The 15748-nt window shown below is 67.7% G+C and carries 15 protein-coding genes; 8 read left to right on the forward strand and 7 right to left on the reverse strand.

Going from position 1 to position 15748, the window contains the following annotated elements; translation table 11 throughout:
* Position 1: 1 nt before the first annotated feature.
* Positions 2–823 (forward strand): NAD(P)-dependent oxidoreductase, encoded by an 822-nt coding sequence (locus tag HZY97_RS17250; protein WP_180146667.1) that lies wholly within the window; start codon positions 2–4, stop codon positions 821–823.
* Here HZY97_RS17250 and HZY97_RS17255 read toward each other — a convergent pair.
* From HZY97_RS17255 to HZY97_RS17280, 6 genes are all read right to left on the reverse strand, one after another.
* A complete protein-coding gene (locus HZY97_RS17255; RefSeq protein WP_180146670.1) occupies positions 733–1650 on the reverse strand; it encodes an EamA family transporter in 918 nt (305 codons plus the stop codon). The genes HZY97_RS17250 and HZY97_RS17255 overlap by 91 nt on opposite strands.
* Positions 1647–2648: a low specificity L-threonine aldolase gene (locus tag HZY97_RS17260; RefSeq protein ID WP_180147487.1), complete on the reverse strand. Its 1002-nt coding sequence runs from the start codon at positions 2646–2648 to the stop codon at positions 1647–1649. Before HZY97_RS17260 ends, HZY97_RS17255 begins: the two co-directional genes overlap by 4 nt.
* Before the next feature lie 95 nt (positions 2649–2743).
* Complete coding sequence (locus HZY97_RS17265; RefSeq protein WP_180146672.1) at positions 2744–3154, reverse strand: hypothetical protein; 411 nt, start codon at positions 3152–3154, stop codon at positions 2744–2746.
* Positions 3151–5451 carry a transglycosylase domain-containing protein gene (locus HZY97_RS17270; RefSeq protein ID WP_180146675.1) on the reverse strand — a complete coding sequence of 767 codons (2301 nt, stop codon included), beginning with the start codon at positions 5449–5451 and terminating at the stop codon, positions 3151–3153. Before HZY97_RS17270 ends, HZY97_RS17265 begins: the two co-directional genes overlap by 4 nt.
* Positions 5452–5523: 72 nt before the next feature.
* A complete protein-coding gene (locus tag HZY97_RS17275) occupies positions 5524–7110 on the reverse strand; it encodes a serine hydrolase (protein WP_180146678.1) in 1587 nt (528 codons plus the stop codon).
* A 183-nt stretch (positions 7111–7293) separates the two neighbouring features.
* On the reverse strand, positions 7294–7860 hold the full coding sequence (locus HZY97_RS17280; RefSeq protein ID WP_180146681.1) for an HNH endonuclease: 567 nt from the start codon (positions 7858–7860) through the stop codon (positions 7294–7296).
* A gap of 99 nt (positions 7861–7959) precedes the next feature.
* Between HZY97_RS17280 and HZY97_RS17285 the strand changes: the two genes are divergently transcribed.
* The 6 genes from HZY97_RS17285 to egtD all read left to right on the forward strand — a co-directional run bounded on the left by HZY97_RS17285 (position 7960) and on the right by egtD (position 12814).
* Complete coding sequence (locus HZY97_RS17285) at positions 7960–8913, forward strand: glutamyl-Q tRNA(Asp) synthetase (RefSeq protein ID WP_180146684.1); 954 nt, start codon at positions 7960–7962, stop codon at positions 8911–8913.
* 9 nt (positions 8914–8922) lie between these two features.
* On the forward strand, positions 8923–9156 hold the full coding sequence (locus HZY97_RS17290; RefSeq protein WP_180146686.1) for a twin transmembrane helix small protein: 234 nt from the start codon (positions 8923–8925) through the stop codon (positions 9154–9156).
* 47 nt (positions 9157–9203) lie between these two features.
* A complete protein-coding gene (locus HZY97_RS17295) occupies positions 9204–9839 on the forward strand; it encodes a LysE family translocator (protein ID WP_180146689.1) in 636 nt (211 codons plus the stop codon).
* Positions 9840–9890: 51 nt separating this feature from the next.
* Complete coding sequence (locus HZY97_RS17300) at positions 9891–10436, forward strand: cob(I)yrinic acid a,c-diamide adenosyltransferase (protein ID WP_180146692.1); 546 nt, start codon at positions 9891–9893, stop codon at positions 10434–10436.
* 138 nt (positions 10437–10574) lie between these two features.
* Positions 10575–11837: an ergothioneine biosynthesis protein EgtB gene (gene egtB, locus HZY97_RS17305; protein ID WP_180146694.1), complete on the forward strand. Its 1263-nt coding sequence runs from the start codon at positions 10575–10577 to the stop codon at positions 11835–11837.
* Entirely contained in the window at positions 11837–12814 is a 978-nt protein-coding gene (egtD, locus tag HZY97_RS17310) for an L-histidine N(alpha)-methyltransferase (protein WP_180146697.1), read from the forward strand. The genes egtB and egtD overlap by 1 nt, the downstream gene beginning before the upstream one ends.
* A 178-nt stretch (positions 12815–12992) precedes the next feature.
* Here egtD and HZY97_RS17315 read toward each other — a convergent pair whose 3' ends face one another.
* A complete protein-coding gene (locus HZY97_RS17315; RefSeq protein ID WP_180146700.1) occupies positions 12993–13670 on the reverse strand; it encodes a queuosine precursor transporter in 678 nt (225 codons plus the stop codon).
* Positions 13671–13990: 320 nt separating this feature from the next.
* On the opposite strand from HZY97_RS17315, the gene HZY97_RS17320 reads away from it, so the two are divergent.
* The gene (locus HZY97_RS17320) at positions 13991–15286 is read left to right on the forward strand and encodes a NupC/NupG family nucleoside CNT transporter (protein ID WP_180146703.1); all 1296 of its coding nucleotides are present in this window, start codon (positions 13991–13993) and stop codon (positions 15284–15286) included.
* Positions 15287–15748: the final 462 nt, after the last annotated feature.

The raw sequence follows: 15748 nt of genomic DNA on the forward strand, positions 1-15748 counted from the left end.
GGTGCGCCTGCTGATCTTCGGTCCCGGCTACACCGCCTCGCGCCTGATCGCGCGGCTGGAGGGCCGCGCCGCCATCGCTACGGTCGATCGCGAAACCTTCGCCGATCGCACCCGCACTGCGTTCGAGATCGCCAGTGCCACCCATATCCTCTCCACCGTCCCGCCCGGCGACCAGGACCCCGTCCTCGCCGCATATGAACAGGAGATCGCCCATAGCGGCGCGTGGATCGGCTATCTCTCCTCGACGGGCGTCTATGGCGACGCGCAGGGCGCCTGGGTCGACGAGTCCGCCCCCACCGGCACCGGCCGCCGCACCGCCCGCGCACAAGCCGACGCCGCCTGGTGCGCGCTCCCGCAAGCACGCGTCTTTCGCCTGCCCGGCATCTACGGCCCCGGCCGCTCCCCGCTCGACCGCATCCGTGCCGGAGCCGCGGCTCGGATCGATGTCCCCGGCCAGGTCTTCAGCCGCGTCCATGTCGACGACATCGTCTCCGGCGTAATCGCCGGGTTCGACGGCCCGCCCGGCGCCTATAACCTCGCCGACGACGCACCCGCCGCGCAATCCGACGTCATCGCCTATGGCTGCGCGCTGCTCGGGCTACCCGTCCCGCCGCTCGTCCCTCTCGAGCGGGCGAACCTCACCCCCCAGGCCCGCGCCTTCTATGCCGAGAACCGCCGGGTCGCGAACGGCAAGGCGAAGCGGGTCCTCAATTGGCGCCCGCTTTACCCCGATTACCGGTTGGGCCTGCGCGCCTTGAGCGCCACCACCAGCCCGGCCACCACCAGCACCGCGCCGCCGCCCGCCAGCGCCGACCAGCGATAGCCTTCGAACACCGTCGAGAAGACCATCGCGATCACCGGGATCAGCACGCTGGTATAGGCCGCCTTGGCCGGGCCGATCGTGCGGATCAGCTGGAAATAGAGGCTGAAGCTCACCGCCGATCCCAGCACGCCGAGATAGACGATACCCAGCGCATAGCTCGGCCGCGGGTCGAACATCGGCGGCCCCACCGTGATGAGCGCGAACACCGCGTCGATCGCCGCCCCGCTCAGCATCGCCCAGCCGAGCATCGTTGCCATCGGATAGGCCTTGGCGGTGCCCGTCGCCTGCATGACATTGGCGATCGAGGCGGACATCACGCCGAGCATCGCGATGCCGATGCCGAGCAGCGCCGCCTGCGGCCCGACCGGGCTCAGCCGCGCCTCATGCACGAACAGCAGCGCCACGCCCGCCATCGCGATGGCGGAGCCGACCACCAGCTGCCGTCCCATCTTCTGACCGAGGAAGATCCGCGCCAGCACCGCATTGGGCACCAGCAGCAGCGCATAGACCACCGCGACCACGCCCGAGGTGATGTGCTGCTCGGCGCGGTAGACGAAGTTGAAGTTGAACACGAACTGCGCCAGCCCGAGCAGCACCGCGAAGCGAATGCCCCGCGCGTCCATCTTCAGGCTCTCGCCGCGCAGCAACGCCCAGATCAGCATCGTCACGCCGGCGACGGTGAAGCGATAGGTCACCGACCAGCTCGGCGGCACGACCGAAAGCTGGTCGCGGATCACGATCCAGGTCGATCCCCAGATCAGCGTGACGATCGCGAAGGGGATCAGGACGGTTAGGCGCGTCGATTGCGGGGCGGCGGCGTCGCTCACAGCCTGGCGATGGCGTCGGCCAGCGGCCGTATCGCGTCCTCGCTCTGGTCCCAGCTGATCACCAGCCGCGCCTCGCCCACGCCCCAGTCGTAAAAGTCGAAGCCTAGCGCGCGCAGGCTCGCGGCTTCCCCGGCGCTGACCTTGAGGAACACTTCGTTCGCCTGCACCGGATGGACCAGCCGCTCGCCCGCCGCCTGCGCCAGCAGCGCCGCGCCGGCATTGGCCGCGCGGCCGTTCTGCAGCCACAGATCACTCTCGAGCAGCGCCAGGATCTGCGCCGCGAGGTAACGTCCCTTCGAGAAGAGCAGCCCCGCGCGCTTGCGGCGATAGAGCGTCGCCTCGGCGAGCTCGGGCTTGAAGAACACCAGCGCCTCGGCGCTCATCCCGCCATTCTTGACGAAGCCGAAGCTCAGCGCATCGACCCCCGCACGCCAGGTCACCTCGCCCGGGTGGCAGCCGAGATGCGCCACGGCATTGGCGAAGCGCGCCCCGTCCATGTGGAGGCGGAGCTTGCGGTCCTTCGCCAGCGCCCCGATCGCCGCGACTTCGTCGGGCGTATAGGAAAGGCCATATTCTGTCGCATTGGTGATCGAGATCGCGTGCGGCTGGACCTGGTGGACGTCGGGCCGGATCGGATCGATCACTGCGCGGATCGCATCCGGCGTCAGCTTCGAGCCTTCGCCCTCGCCGACCAGCAGCTTGGCGCCATGCGTGTAGAATTCGGGCGCGCCGCATTCGTCGACATTGATATGCGCATCGCGGTGGCAGACCACGCCGCCATAAGGCGGGCACAGCGCGGCGAGCGCCAGGCTGTTCGCCGCAGTGCCGGTCGGCACCCACAGCGCGCGCACCTGCGTGCCGAACAGGTCCGAAAACGCCCCGTCGAGCGACTTCGACCATTTGTCGCCGTCATAGGCAGTGTCGAGCTGGTTCACGCTCCCCAGCGCGGCAAGCACTTCGGGGCAGACGGCGGCGGCGTTGTCGGAGAAGAAGCGCATGATTGGGTCCATGCGAGGGGGGACTGGCGGCGTCAACCACCCGATGCCCGAGCGCATGCGCGACGCCTCTCGCGCTGATACCGAGGGCCGCCGGTTCAACGCCGCTTTGCTGTGCTCCAGATGGCGACGCAGCTGTCGACGATGCTCTCGATCGCCAACCCGAGCCAGCCGAGCGGCGGCAGGAGAAGATACGCGAAACCGGCCATTGGCCCGGGCGCGCGATAGAAGGCGTCGTAATATCCCCAGCAAAGAACAGCCACGTAGAACAGCCCCCACGCCATCGGAAGCAGTGCCGGTGACCAGCGATCCCTGCGGTCGGCAAGAAGACGCATCGCCACGAGCGGGCCGAGATTCCACACGAGCACTATCGGTGCGAACCACCAGGCCACATGTCCGGTACGGAGGATGAGAGCCGTGAGACCGAGGCCCGTGATTACCGTCAGGATCGACAGCGCCGAACGGATCAGCCTTGTGTCGTTCTTGCCCTTGCGCGCTGTGCGGATCACCGCTCCTCACCCCGCCGGTCATCCTGCCGGAAGCGATCCTGCGGCCCGTCCGGTCCCTGGCCGCGGCGCGGGCGGCGGTCCTCGATCGGTGCCTCGCCCTGCTCGTCGGGATCGACTCCGTCGGGCACCACCTGCGTCTCGATGCCCGAGCCCTGGATGAACTCGCCCACGCCGTTCAGCACATCGTCGAGCGTCACGTCATTGCCGTCGGGCTCCACCGTCGGTTCGGGCGGCGGGATGCGCAGGTCGAGCGTGCGGGTCATGAAGTCGCGCCACACCCGCGCCGGCAGCCCGCTGCCCGACAGGCCGGGATTGGGCGAATTATCGTCATTGCCCAGCCACACGCCGCAGACGATCCCGCCGGCATAGCCGATGAACAGCGCGTCGCGATTGTCCTGCGTCGTGCCGGTCTTGCCATAGGTCGGGATCGGCAGCGCCGCGCCGCGCCCGGTGCCGTCCTCGACCACCGTGCCGAGCAGGCTCCGCAGGTCGTCGAGCTGGCGCCCGTTGAAGCGCGACGGCGCGCCCAGCCTTTTGGCCAGCCAGTCGCTCGCCGCCTCGTCGTCGCTCAGCCCGAGCGGCCGCACCGGATAGGAACCGTTGGCGACCGAGGCATAAGCCGAAGTCAGCTCGAGCAGCGACACAGTCGAAGTGCCGAGCGCGATCGAGGCATCCTCGCCGATCGGCGTCGAGATGCCGAGGTCGCGCGCCGCCTGCGTCACCGCGCGCACCCCGAATTTCTGTGTCAGCCGCGCCGCGACGACGTTGGAGGATTTGGCGAAGGCCTGGCGCAGCGTGATCCGCCCGGCATAGCTGCCATGCGAATTCTCCGGCTTCCAGTCGCCGATCTGGACAGGCGAGTCGTCGACGATGCTGTCCGGGTCCATGCCGCCGCGCAGTGCCGCGAGATAGACGAACAGCTTGAAGGTCGACCCTGGCTGGCGCCGCGCCTGGGTGGCGCGATTGAACGGGCTTTCCCCGTAACTTTTCCCGCCGACCATCGCGATCACTCGGCCATCGGGATGCATCGCCACGATCGCGATCTGCGACTTTCTGAGCCCCGCGCTGCGCACCGCGCGCTCGGCCGATTGCTGCGCCTTGAGCTCGAGCGTGGTCTGCACCGTTTGCTCGGTGCCGACGCCGCCCGCCCGGTCGCGCGCCTGGGGCAGCACCCAGTCGGCGAAATAGGTGCCGTTGGGCAGATCGTCCTTCGACTTGGTGACGTTGAGCACCGCGGGGCGGATGCTGTCGCCGCGCGCCTTGGTGATCAGCCCGGCATCGACCATCGCGCCGATCACCAGCTTCTGCCGCTCGCGCGCGCCCTTGAGATTGCCCGTCGGTGCGAGGCGCGACGGCGCCTGCACCAGCCCGGCGAGCAGCGTCGCCTGGCTCAGCGTCAGATTCTCCGGCTCGCTGCTGAAATAGTGCCGGGCGGCGGCGCGCAGTCCGTAGACATTGTCGCCGAAATAGACGTTGGAGAGGTAGCGCGAGAGGATCTCGTCCTTGCTCAGCCACGCTTCCAGCCAGAAGGCGATCAGCACTTCCTGCGCCTTGCGTCCGAAGGTGCGGTCCGAGCTGAGGAAGGCGTTCTTGGCGAGCTGCTGGGTGATCGTGCTGCCGCCCTGCGATCCGCCGCTCGAGCTGACATTGTGGACGAAGGCGCGCATTATGCCGCGCGGATCGACGCCCCAATGGCTGTAGAAACGCCGGTCCTCGATCCCGACGAACGCGTTGCGGACATGCGCGGGCAGCTTGCTCGCATCCACCGGCTCGGCGATCACGGCGCCGCGCCGCGCGATCGGCTTGCCCTCGGCCGAGAGCAAAGTGATCGACGGCGGTGCCGGCGGCTGGAGCGACTTGGAGAGCGGCGCGGTCAGCGCCAGCCAGCCCACCGCGAGGAAGAACAGAAGGATGAACCCCGCGATCGCCCAGCTTGCATAGCGCAGCCAGCTCCGCTTCCGGATGACCGCCGGCAAATTGCTGGTGTAGCCGCCCGCGGGCAGCGGCTCGCCGTAGCCGGGCTGGATCGGCGGGGGTGGGGGAGGCGGCGGCGTCGCGCGCCAGCGCGGGCGGATCGGTTCGTGCTGCTCGGGCGGCGGCAGGCCCCCAGAAAGCTCGAGCGGCTCCTCGCGGCTGGGTTTCACCCGCTTGAGCGCCTCGCCGACAATCCCTTCGATCGACGGCGGGCGCCAAGCGCGCGGCTCGGGCTTCGGCGCAGGTGGCGGCGCCGGATCGAAATCGTCGCTCGACCGGCGTAGCGGAAAGCGGACGTTCTTCGGATCGTCGCCGTCAGCCATCTATCGTCGAATCCGCCGCGGTCATGCGAGCCCTTCTAGCGCAGCATCTGTATTACTACAATAACACAGTGATTACGGCACCGGCACAAAGGCGAGGTGCTGATAATCATAGCTGAAGTCGGCCAGCGGCGAGAGCGGCTTCATCGTCACGCCCGCCACCTTGCCGTCCTTGATCACGAAGCTGACTACTGCGTCCTCGCCGGCGTCCCTGGCAAAGCGGGTGCGGAACGCGTCCGGCCCCCAGGGCTCGAGCACGCTCTTGAACACCGGGGTCGGCGTGAAGTCGATCCACAGCTTGCCGCCCTTCTGGCTGACGACGACATCGCCATACCAGGGATCGCGGTAGCGCCCGGCATAGGCGGCGAGCGGCAGCGACGGCGCGCCCGCCGGCGCCTTGTCCACCCCGCCTTCGACTTCGGCCAGCGCCTCGTCCTGCGCCGCCTTGTGCCGGGTGCGATAGCTCGAAACCCAGTCGAACGCCGGCGCGTCGATCAGCCGGTCGAGGATCGCGTTGCGGATTGCGGCGGACACGCTTTCCTCGACATTGCTCAGCACCGACACGCCGATCCCGCGCGACGGCAGCAGCCCGGTATAGGTGACCTGACCCGACAGGCCGCCGCTATGCTGGATCATCCGCATCCCGCGATAATCCTGCACGAACCAGCCGAGCGCATAGGCGGCGAGCACCGGCCGCGCCGGATTGTCCGCGGTGGGTCCGTCGCTCGCCGAGGTGATCGTCTGCGGCTTCCACATCTCCTTGGCCTGCGCCGGCGACCAGAGCTGCTTGCCGTCGGGCAGCTTGCCCTGGCCGAGCTGGACCTGGATCCACTTGGCCATGTCGCTGATGCTCGCATTGATCCCGCCCGCGGCGTCGACCATCTTGCCTTCGTCGGGCTGCACCACTTCGAGCTTGCCGACGCCGCGCACCGGCGGCCCCAGCCGTGCATGCCGCCCCGCGACGTTGTCGGTCGTGAGCGAGCTGCGCGATCCGACCGCGTCGGTCATGCCGAGCGGCGCGAACAGCCGGCTCTCGACGAACTTGTCCCAGGGCATGCCCGCCACCCGCTCGATCAGGATGCCGGCGACGATGTAGAGGATATTGTCGTAGTCATAGCCCGCCCGGAAGCCGCGCGCCGGCTTGAGATAGGGCAGCGCCTTGAGCACGTCCGCCGCGACATGGCTGCCCGCCGGGAAGAACATCAGGTCGCCCGCGCCGAGCGGCAGGCCCGAGCGATGCACCAGCAGGTCGCGCACCGTCATCATCTGCGTCACCGCGGGGTCGGACATGCGGAACTCGGGCAAATGCTTCGTCACCGGGTCTTCCCAGCCGAGCTTGCCCGCATCGACCAGCAGCGCGAGCGCGGCGGCAGTGAACGCCTTGGAGTGCGAGGCGATGCCGAAGCGGGTGTGGACATCGACCGGCGCCGGCTTGCCGAGCGTGCGCACGCCATAGCCCTTCACGAACGCCGGCATCCCCGGCCGCACGACCGCCACCGCGACGCCCGGCGTCTCGAACGCGGTCAGGAACGGCTGGACGATCGCATCGATCGCCGCTTCGTCGAGCGCCGCGGCGAAGGCGAGGCGCGGGAAGGCCAGCGTGCTCGCGCCGCCCAGCGAAAGCGCCAGCGCCGTGCGCCGATTGATCGTGAACCCGCTCATGCCATTGTCTCCCCGCATTTGCCCGAATGCTAACGCGCTATACCACCTTCGTCACCCCGGCCTTGTGCCGGGGTCCACTGGGAGGCGAGTCATGGGCGAGCGGCTCTACCGGCATGGCGTGCGGCTCGGTGGACCCCGGAACAAGTCCGGGGTGACGGGAAAATTGAGCAATCGGAAGCACGCCTACGCCAGCAGCTCCACATCCCAGTAGAGCCAGTCGCGCCAGGTCTCGTGGAGATAATTGGGCGGGAAGCGCCGGCCATGCTCCTGTAGGTGCCAGCTGGTCGGCCTGATTGGCTGGATGTGGAGCGGCATCGCGGCCTGTTGCGGGGTGCGCCCGCCCTTTTTCAGGTTGCAGGGCGCGCAGGCAGTGGCGACATTTTCCCAGGTGGTGCGTCCGCCCTGGGCGCGGGGGATGACATGGTCGAAGGTGAGGTCGCGATGCGTCCCGCAATATTGGCAGGAGAATTTGTCGCGAAGGAACAGGTTGAAGCGCGTGAAGGCGGGGAATTGCGAAGGTCTGACATATTGTTTGAGCGCGATGACCGAAGGAAGCTTCAGCCTCGCGCTGGGACTTCGCACCTCGCGTTCGTAATAGGAGACGACGTCCACCCTATCGAGGAACAGCGCCTTGACCGCGGTCTGCCAGGGCCACACGCTGAGCGGATAATAGCTGAGCGGCGTGTAGTCGGCGTTGAGCACAAGGGCAGGGCAGCTGTCCGGATGTCGGATCAGATCGGGATGATACATGCGCCTCCCTCGCCCAAAACATGGTGGCACGCATCTCGCCGAGAAGCGTGACGCGGTGATGACACCATATCCCGCGACTCGCGGTCAAGGGCCGGTTTGATGGTTATCCACACCCGATTTGCGCCCAGTCCGACGGGGCGCCTGCACCTGGGTCATGCCTGGTCCGCGATCCAGGCGCACGACTATGCGCGCGAGCATGGCGGCAGTTTCACCCTGCGCATCGAGGACATCGACGGCACCCGCTCGCGCCCCGAGCATGTCGAGGCGATATTGCGCGATCTGGAATGGCTCGGCCTCGGCTGGGACGGCGAAGTGACCTTCCAGTCGCAGCGGCTCGGCCTGTACGAAGATGCGCTCGATCGGCTGCGCGGCATGGGCCTGCTCTACCCCTGTTTGTGCACCCGCGCCGACATCGCCGCGAGCCTCACCGCGCCGCACGGGCCGGAGGGCGGACTCTATCCGGGGACGTGCCGCGAGCTTGCCGCGCCGGACCTCGACAAGCCCCATTGCTGGCGGCTCGATATGGAGAAGGCGCTGAACCTCCCTCTCCCGTCGGGAGAGGGAAGGGGCCCGTCGCACAGCGACGGGAAGGGTGAGGGCAGCTCGACCCTCACCCCTCCGCCGACTGCGTCGGCTCCCTCCCTCTCCCAATGGGAGAGGGATTTGAGGTGGCACGATGCCTTTGCCGGCCAGGTCCTCGCCGACCCCCGTTCGGCAGGCGACGTCGTCCTCGCCCGCAAGGACGCCGCCGCCAGCTACCACCTCGCCGTCACGATCGACGACGCGGCGCAGGGCATCAGCCATGTGGTGCGCGGCGTGGACCTGTTCGCCGCCACCCATGTCCACCGGCTCCTCCAGGCGCTGCTCGGCCTGCCGACGCCCGAATACCGCCACCACAAGCTGCTGCTCGGCCCCGACGGCACCCGCCTCGCCAAGCGCCACGGCGCGCCCAGCCTCGAGGCGATGCGGCTGGCCGGCGCCGATGGCCATGCGCTCGCCCAGCGGTTGCGCGCCGGGCAACTGCCGGTTGGCATCGCCGCCGCACAGGACTAAGCTGCTGCGATGATCTTCCTCGCCATCCTGCTCGTCGCCGCGATGTTCGCGACTCTGTTCATCCTCATCAAGGGGCTGGTGAACATGGCGGGCACCACCAGCCAGGATCTCGAAGGCCAGGGCGACGGCCCCAGCCCGCGCGCGCTCAAGTCGCAAAAGCTGATGCAGCAACGCATCCTGTTCCAGGCGATCGCGATCGGCATCATCGCGATCATCCTGATGATGCTGTCGGCCAAGAGCTGACGCGCCGGCCCGCCCGGGCCTCTTCTGCAAGTTCCAAGGCGTATCCGATGACTCTCCAGACCTGGTGGCTGTTCGTCATGGCCGTGTTCCTGCTTTCGGGAACGCCCGGCCCCAACATGCTCCACATCCTCCAGCGCAGCGTCGACTTCGGCGTGCGGCGCACCGTCGCGGCGATGGCCGGCTGCCTTGCCGGCCTCGTCTCGATCCTCGCCGCTTCCGCCGCCGGCCTCACGGCGCTGCTGCTCGCCATCCCCGGCGCGTTCGAAGTGCTGCGCTGGCTCGGCACCGGCTATCTCGTCTGGCTCGGCATCAAGGCCTGGCGCGCCGATCCTGCTCCGCTCGATCCCGGCGACGACACCGCGCTCGCCGACAAGCGCCTCAGTGCCGCCCAGCTCTTCCGCGGCGGCTTCGCGATCAGCATCTCCAATCCCAAGGCCTTGCTCTTCGCCGCCGCCTTCTTCCCGCAATTCGTCAGCGCCGCCGCGCCCAAGCCGCCGCAGTTCGCGATCCTGGTGCTCACCTTCGCGGTGGTCGAATGCTTCTGGTACGCCGTCTATGCGCTCGGCGGCCGCGGTCTTGCCCGCCATCTCGCGCGGCCCGCGCTCAAGAAATGGTTCAACCGGCTGACCGGCACGATCTTCATCGGCTTCGGCCTGTTGCTGCTGAGGTCGCGCCACGCCTGACCGGGTCATCCCCGGCTTTCGCCGCGCGCCCGGCAGGAGTATCGGGGCCCGATGGTCAAGCTCAACAAGATCTACACCCGCACTGGCGACGACGGCACCACCGGGCTGGTCGATGGCTCGCGCGTTTCCAAGTCGAGCCTGCGCATGGCCGCGATCGGCGATGTCGACGAGGCGAATTGCGCGCTCGGCGTCGCCCGCGCGCGTCTCGGCCATCACGCATTCGGCGGGATGCTCGCGCATATCCAGAACGACCTGTTCGACCTCGGCGCCGATCTCGCCACGCCCGAGGGGATCGACGGCGCGCTGCGCATCCTGCCGGGCCAGGTCGAATGGCTCGAGGAGCGGATCGACCATATCAATTCCGCGCTCGAGCCGCTGACCAGCTTCGTGCTGCCCGCCGGTGCCCCGGGCGCGGCCGAGCTCCACCTTGCCCGCGCGGTCACCCGCCGTGCCGAGCGCACCGCCGTCGCGATGGGCGCAGCGCCGCAGCCGCTCGCCTATCTCAATCGCCTGTCCGACCTGCTGTTCGTCGCCGCCCGCGCAGTGAACCAGGGGGAAGCCGGCGACGTGCTCTGGGTGCCCGGCGCTTCGCGCTGAACCCGCTGCTTTTGCTCGCTTATTCGGCGCGGGCTGAACAAAAGCCAGTCGCGTAACGTTTACACGTCTACCAGGGGCATTTCGGACACCTATATCTCCCCGGTTGACGGCGATGGCGCGCGCCTCTAGGAGAACATAATGAGAACGGAAACGGGATCCGCTCCGGCTTCCAGCGCCCTTGGCGCGAAGTTCCTCCGTACCCGCGCGCTGAGCGAAGCGCTGGTCGCCCCGCTCTCCGATGCCGATGCCACGATCCAGTCGATGGACGACGCTTCGCCGGCAAAATGGCACCTCGCCCACACCACCTGGTTCTTCGAGACCTTCGTGCTGCGCGATCACGTGCCGGGCTATGCGCTGCATGACGAACGCTGGCCGTTCCTGTTCAACAGCTATTATGAGGCCGAGGGCCAGCGCCATGCGCGCCCGCGCCGGGGCATGCTCTCGCGCCCCAGCCTTGACGAGATCCGCGCCTATCGCGCGCATGTCGATGCCGCGCTCGTCGCCGCGCTCCCCGATCTGCCGCAGGCCGCACAGGATCTCGTGCTGCTCGGCTGCAACCATGAGGAGCAGCATCAGGAGCTGTTGCTCACCGACATCCTCCACCATTTCTCGGTCAACCCGCTCGAGCCCGCGCTCTGGCAGGGCGCCCCCAAGGTCCCGGTGGCGATGCCCGGCCCGATCGGCTGGATCGAGGGGCAGGCGGGCCTCGTCGCGATAGGCGAGTCAACGGAATCAACATTTTCGTTCGATTGCGAGGGCCCGCGCCACCAGGCCTTGCTCACCCCACACGCCGTTGCCGACCGCACGATCACCAATGGCGAATGGGCCGCGTTCATTGCCGATGGCGGCTATGCCGACCCGCGCCACTGGCTGTCGGACGGCTGGGCCTGGGTGAAGGCCGAGGGGATCGAGGCGCCGCTCTACTGGCGCCAGGAACGCGGTAGCTGGACTCGCTTCGGCCTCGACGGCCGCCGCCCGGTCGATCCCGCCGCCCCGGTGACCCACATCAGCTTTTTCGAGGCCGATGCCTATGCCAGCTGGGCCGGCGCGCGCCTGCCCACCGAGTTCGAATGGGAAGCCGCCGCCGCGGCGCATGATCCCGAGGGCGGCAACCAGCTCGACGGTGCCGGCGCAATCGAGCCGCGCCCCTCGGCGGGCGGTCCGGCCTTTTTCGGCGATGTCTGGGAATGGACCGGCAGCGCCTTCCGTCCCTATCCCGGTTTCAAGCCGGCCGAGGGCGCGGTCGGCGAATATAATGGCAAGTTCATGAGCGGCCAGTTCGTGCTGCGCGGCTCGTCCTGCGCCACCCCCCGGGGGCACAGCCGGGCCAGCTACCGCAACTTCTTCTATCCCCATCAGCGCTGGCAGTTCACCGGCCTGCGCCTGGCAAAGGATCTGTAATGCTCAAGCAGGAACTCGAAGACGGCCAGACCAGTCTCGCCGATCCGCATTTCCGCGCCGATGTGCTGAGCGGCCTTGAGGCGCGCCCGCGCGCCATCCCCGCACGCTGGTTCTATGATCGCCGCGGCTCCGAGCTGTTCGAGGAGATCACCCAGCTCCCCGAATATTACCCGACCCGCACCGAGACCGAGCTGCTTCGCCAGACCGGCCCCGAGCTGGGTGCGCTGGCGGCGCGCGGCGCGGCGGTGGTCGAGTTCGGCTCGGGCTCCTCGGTCAAGACGCCCTTGCTGCTGCGTGCCATCGATCCCGCGGCCTATGTGCCGATCGACATTTCGGGCGATTTCCTCCGCCAGTCCGCCGCCGAGCTCGGCCAGGCGTTTCCGGGACTGCCGGTCTATCCGGTCGAGGCCAATTTCCTGCGGCCGGTGCCGCTCCCCGAGCAGGTCGCGACCATGCCCAAGCTTGGCTTCTTCCCCGGTTCGACGATCGGCAACATGCAGGCCTATCACGCGGTCAACCTGCTCCGCGCGATGCGCGACTGGCTGGGTGAGGGCGCGCGGCTGCTGATCGGGATGGACCGGATCAAGGCGCCGGAAGTACTCGTCCCCGCCTATGACGATGCGCAGGGCGTCACTGCGGCGTTCAACCTCAATTTGCTCGAGCGGATCAACCGTGAGCTTGGCGGCACGATTCCCGTCGAGGCCTTCCGCCATGTCGCCTTGTGGAACGACGATGCCGCGCGGATCGAGATGCATCTCGAGGCGGTGCGCGACATGGAATTCACGGTCGACGGCCGCCCCTTCGCGATGGCAGCCGGCGAGACGATCCACACCGAGAACAGCCACAAATATGGCCGCAACGGCGCCCGCCAGTTGCTGCGCGCCGGCGGCTGGACACCGCTCGAGGAATGGACCGACGAGAATGACTGGTTCGCGCTGATCCTCTGCGAAGCCCAGCCGCTGCGCATGGCGCCTTAAGGCATGGTGCTATTGGGGAAGGCGGTTGATTGTGCACCATCTTGTTCCCCGGCGAAGGCCGAGGCCCAGTATCGGTGAACTCCGCGAGGTGCGCCAACCCCTCGAATGACATTGCAGCTGGGCCCCGGCCTTCGCCGGGGAGCACCTTAGGCGCTAGGGCTGCTTATCTGCCCCGGCCTCAGTTCAGCCCGCGGCGTCCGTCCAGCGACCGGCCGATGGCGACGAAGAAGTAGATCAGCGCCGGGACGAGCACGATGCTCAGCACCACCTTGCTCAGCATCTGGCCGACCAGCAGTTCGCCGATCGGGAACACGCCGTAAAAGGCGACCGAGACGAAGATCAGCGTATCGGCGATCTGGCTCAGCACCGAGGCGATCGCGGCGCGCAGCCACAACAGCCGCCCGCCGCCGCTCTTGAGCGCGGAGAAGATGGTGACGTTGAGGATCTGCGAGATGCCATAGGCGATGATCCCGCCCAGCCAGATGCGCGGCGTGCCGCTCATCATCATCTCGAAGGCGTGCAGCCGGTCGGGCGCCATGCTTGGCGAGGCGGGCAGCTGGAGGACAAGGTAGGAGAGCAGTACCGAGGTGACCAGCGGCACGAAGCCGAACAGCACCAGCCGCCGCGCCGTGTCCGGCCCGTGCAGTTCGGCAACAGCGCTCGACACCGAGACGAGCAGCAGGAAGGCGAAGATCCCCGCTTCCACCGCGAGCGGGCCCACGCCGACCAGGGTGCCGAGCTGCGAGATCGGGCCGAGCGCGACCTGCTTGTTGCCCAGAACGCCGGCGATGCAGACCATGCCGCCATAGAAGATCGACAGGAAGAAGAGCGAACGCGGGATGCGGATAGTGTCCATCCCGGGACGCTAGCGGGAAATGCCTGCGCTGCAAGTCCTTGGCAGTTTCTGCTTGACATTGTTCTCTATATGTTCTATTCGGGTCGACGAAGCTTCGAACCTTTCCATCCTTTTCTCCCCCCTGCCGGCTGACCTCGCCGGGCGGGACCGCGGAGCGTTCGCCTGCGCGTGCGGGGGCGCGATCATGCGCAAGGATGTTGTGACTTTCGGGACTTTCCGCAGGCCGGCGCTTGCGGGGAACGGAGTCGGCTGCCTCTGGCCATGCGGTATCGAGCGTGTATGTTGAGAGGCTTGGGCGTTTGCCTTGGGGGTATGGGCAGTTGAATCAGTTTCCGATCGGCATTTTCGGCGTGGTTGCGATCCTTGCGATCGCCTTCCTGTTCTCGTCGAACAAGCGCGGGATCAATCTGCGCGTCGTCGGCGCGGCCTTTGTCCTTCAGGCGGGCATCGCGGCGCTGGTGCTGCGCACGAGCTGGGGCCAGGCGATGCTGCACACGCTTTCGGGCGGTGTCTCGGCGCTGCTCGGCTATGCCGGTGCCGGCACTGCCTTCCTGTTCGGCCCGCTCGCCAAGCCCGAGCTTGGCGGCCAGAGCTTCGCGATCGCCGCGCTGCCGGTGATCATCTTCTTCGCTGCGCTCGTCTCGATCCTTTATCATCTCGGCATCATGCAGTTCGTGATCCGCTGGATCGGCGGAGCGATCGAGAAGGTCGTCGGCACCACCAAGGTCGAATCGCTGTGCGCGGCCGCCAACATCTTCGTCGGCCAGAGCGAATCGCCGCTGGTCATCCGTCCCTATCTCGCCCGGCTCACGCCCTCGCAGCTCTTCGCGGTGATGAGCGTCGGCATGGCCGGCGTCGCCGGCACGATCCTCGCCGCCTATGCCAGTCTGCTCGGCCCGGCTTCGCTGCCGTATCTGCTCGCGGCTTCGTTCATGGCAGCGCCCGGCGGATTGCTGATGGCCAAGATCATCATGCCTGACGATCTGGTGAAGGACGGCGAGCTGCCGCTCGGCGACAATGTCGAGGATGAGGCGATCAAGGTCGCCGAAGCCGATGTCGAGGAAGAGCGCGCGGCGAACATCATCATGGCCGCTGCGTCGGGCGCCTCGACCGGCGTCAAGATCGCCGTCGCGGTCGGCGCGATGGTGCTCGCTTTCGTCGCGCTGGTCGCGCTCGCCAACGGCCTGCTCGCAGGGGCGGGCAACTGGATCTACGATCTGAGCGGCCATGCCGCCTGGGCCGGGTTCCTGCAGAATCTCAGCTTCCAGAAGATCATCGGCACGATCTTCGCGCCGGTCATGTATCTGCTCGGCATCTCCTGGCACGAGGCGACCGCAGCGGGCGGTCTGTTCGGCACCAAGGTCGTGCTCAACGAGTTCGTCGCCTTTATCGATCTCGGTGCGATGACCGATCTCGCGCCGCGCACGCGTGCGATCATCACCTTTGCGCTGTGCGGCTTCGCCAATTTCAGCTCGATCGCGATCCAGATGGCGGCCACCGGCAGCCTCGCGCCCAACCAGCGCCCGATGATCGCCAAGCTCGGTCTGCGCGCGCTGCTCGCGGGCAGCCTGGCGAACCTGATGAGTGCGGCGTTGGCGGGGCTGCTGCTCCCCTGATCATTTTCGGGCCGCCCGTTAACCTTTTGGATACCGGACGGCCCGTAAAATCTTCGTAACGTTGCAGGAACGACGCTGCGCCGGGGGGCGCGCCGATCCTGCCGAGAATAATCGACATCGGATGGAGAGCGGGTCGCGCGCCATCGAAAACTCATCCCGCGGTTTTGCCGCGGATGCGGTTGTCGTTGTGCGCTCTCCGGGGATTTTCTGGAGTAACGCGTGACCAATTTGATTCCATTTTCGGGCTCGGGCCCCCGCCCGCCGCTGCGTATCCTGCGGCAACCCCCACCCACGCCGGGTGAAGAGGCGCTCAGCCGGGTGCGCGATTGCCTGGCGCTCGCCTTTCAGCCGGTGCGTCCGGGCGTGGAACGGTCAGCCGGCCATTTACCACGCCTCGTAGCACCCACGAAACGTGCCGGAAATCCGGCGGCGGCATATGACCCCAAGGTCATTCTCACGCCG

The sequence above is a fragment of the Sphingomonas sp. R-74633 genome (assembly GCF_013416555.1).
Classification (GTDB): Bacteria; Pseudomonadota; Alphaproteobacteria; order Sphingomonadales; family Sphingomonadaceae; genus Sphingomonas.